3 protein-coding genes and 1 pseudogene are annotated in these 1,341 nt (G+C 46.5%); all 4 read right to left on the reverse strand.

Going from position 1 to position 1,341, the window contains the following annotated elements; all coding sequences use genetic code 11:
* Positions 1 to 205 (reverse strand): glycosyltransferase family 9 protein (locus CIK04_RS34045; protein WP_325205846.1); only part of this gene is annotated, 205 nt, incomplete at its 3' end.
* Positions 206 to 297: 92 nt separating this feature from the next.
* A complete protein-coding gene (locus tag CIK04_RS34050) occupies positions 298 to 447 on the reverse strand; it encodes a hypothetical protein (protein ID WP_325205847.1) in 150 nt (49 codons plus the stop codon).
* Positions 419 to 784 carry a lipopolysaccharide heptosyltransferase II gene (gene waaF / locus CIK04_RS34055; RefSeq protein ID WP_325205848.1) on the reverse strand — a complete coding sequence of 122 codons (366 nt, stop codon included), beginning with the start codon at positions 782 to 784 and terminating at the stop codon, positions 419 to 421. The genes CIK04_RS34050 and waaF overlap by 29 nt, the downstream gene beginning before the upstream one ends.
* Before the next feature lie 2 nt (positions 785 to 786).
* Positions 787 to 1,341: pseudogene (locus tag CIK04_RS26195) on the reverse strand (lauroyl-Kdo(2)-lipid IV(A) myristoyltransferase); the annotation flags it as partial.

Raw genomic sequence — 1,341 nt, forward strand, 5'->3', positions numbered from 1 at the left:
GATCCACCGCTTCAATTAAACTGGTTTCGCCAGCCAATACGTGAATTTGGTGATGAAATTCGCTAGGTACGCCTTGTTTAATGCCATTACAGGTATCGCGATCTTTTTGCGAACCAAACAACCATACTTGATGACCTTGCTGGCACATTGCGTGGGCGACTTCGGCAKAATTTCGATTTTCCTGGCCATTTTTTGGCTGGTCCAAATTCAGCACCAGGACAAAGACCGATCACTTTGCTCTGCACCGCAAGACTAAACTTCGCTAGTGTTTGTTGCTGAGCATCAGTATGGATGAGATCAATTGAGGCGAGGTAAGGTTTCTAGCCCACCTAACGAGGAGGAATCGATCATTTGTTCACGTGGATGAGCTAAGGCCACATAGCGTTCGACCATATACTGAAAGGCTTTCTTATTAGGTCTAAGATCGTTCAGTAGCCCATAGCGCATTTCGCCCCGCCAGCCTGTACGTTTGGGGATGATTGSSGAACCATGGGATTAAGGCGGATTTCGCTGAATTAGGTAAGACGTAAGCGTGGTCATAACCAAACTCACGTAGGGATTTACCGATTTCACGACGACCTAATAGGTTGAACTCGCCATGGCCTAGCGGCATTTCAATTGCGCGGTTGACTTCGGGCATCCGCTCCAAGATCGGTTTACACCATCCAGGGGCAATGACGTCAATGAGAGCATCGGGATGTTGCTGTTTCAGCGTGGTATAGAGTGATTGTGACATCACCATATCGCCAACCCAAGAAGGGCCAATGATTAAAAATTTTGTCATAGCTAGTCCATATACCGTGGATCGCGATAAGGGTTGGGGGCGGTTTTATCTTCTTGAGTGCCGTCTAAAAGTTGGAAATCCACATATATTAGCTGCTGGGGACTCAGCGATCACATTTTCGGATATGTGCATTCATCTTGCGCGCATCAGTCTCTTCATTCTCTGTAGGGAAGTGCTCCCATGCTGGGAAGAACTCTACGTCAAATTGCCCTGTGTCAACATTGAGTTTTGTAGACCAGTGGGAACAACTTCTGCTTTGGCTACCTTGGTTAATTTACCCACTCCGGGTAGTGTCGCTTTAGTGGCAGCAAAGAAATCAACAAATACGCTTCGTTGCTCACGTCCATGATCTTGGTCGGCTAAATAATAGCCTAGATAGCCTTTGCGAATAGCTCGGATAAAGTGGTTTACACCCGCATCTCGCTCAAATATTTTTCCACCATATTGCACTCTTTGGCGATGCATTAGCCAATCTGTTAGTGCATTTTTTTGAGGTTTTGAAAAACCCCACGACATGGGAGGCCTCTAGATGCTAGCACGATGGCAGGAATATCAAT

This window comes from Vibrio sp. 03_296, assembly GCF_002265885.1.